General features: G+C 59.2%; 1 pseudogene. It reads left to right on the top strand.

Features of this window, described 5'->3' with window-relative positions:
- Positions 1-547: pseudogene (locus J5M71_RS26880) on the top strand (HAAAP family serine/threonine permease); the annotation flags it as partial.

Below are 547 nucleotides of genomic sequence, written 5' to 3' on the forward strand. Positions count from 1 at the left end.
ATATTACCGAAGTGGTCGAGCAGCATTTCGGTATCAAGGCCGGTGCCTTGATCACGCTGCTGTACTTCTTTGCCATCTTCCCGATCCTGTTGATCTACAGCGTCGGCCTGACCAACACGGTCGCCAGTTTCCTCGACCACCAACTGCACATCACGCCGCCGCCGCGCGCGTTGCTGTCGTTCGTGCTGATTCTCGGCCTGCTGGCCGTGGTGCGTTTCGGTGAGCAGGCGATCGTCAAAGCCATTCGCCTGATGGTCTATCCGTTCCTCGTTGCGCTGCTGTTCCTTGGCGTGTACCTGATTCCGCACTGGAATGGCGGCATCCTCGCCACCGCGTCGCAAGTGCCGGCGCCGTCAGCGCTGCTGCACACGCTGTGGCTGGCGATTACGGTGATGGTGTTCTCGTTCAACCATTCGCCGATCATCTCGGCGTTCGCGATGGACCAGAAGCGTCGTTACGGTGTGCACGCCGACGAGCGCAGCTCACAGATCCTCGCGCGCGCTCATGCATTGATGGTCATTTTGGTGCTGTTCTTCGTATTCAGTTG

Source organism: Pseudomonas sp. 43(2021), from assembly GCF_017490805.1.
Lineage (GTDB): Bacteria > Pseudomonadota > Gammaproteobacteria > Pseudomonadales > Pseudomonadaceae > Aquipseudomonas.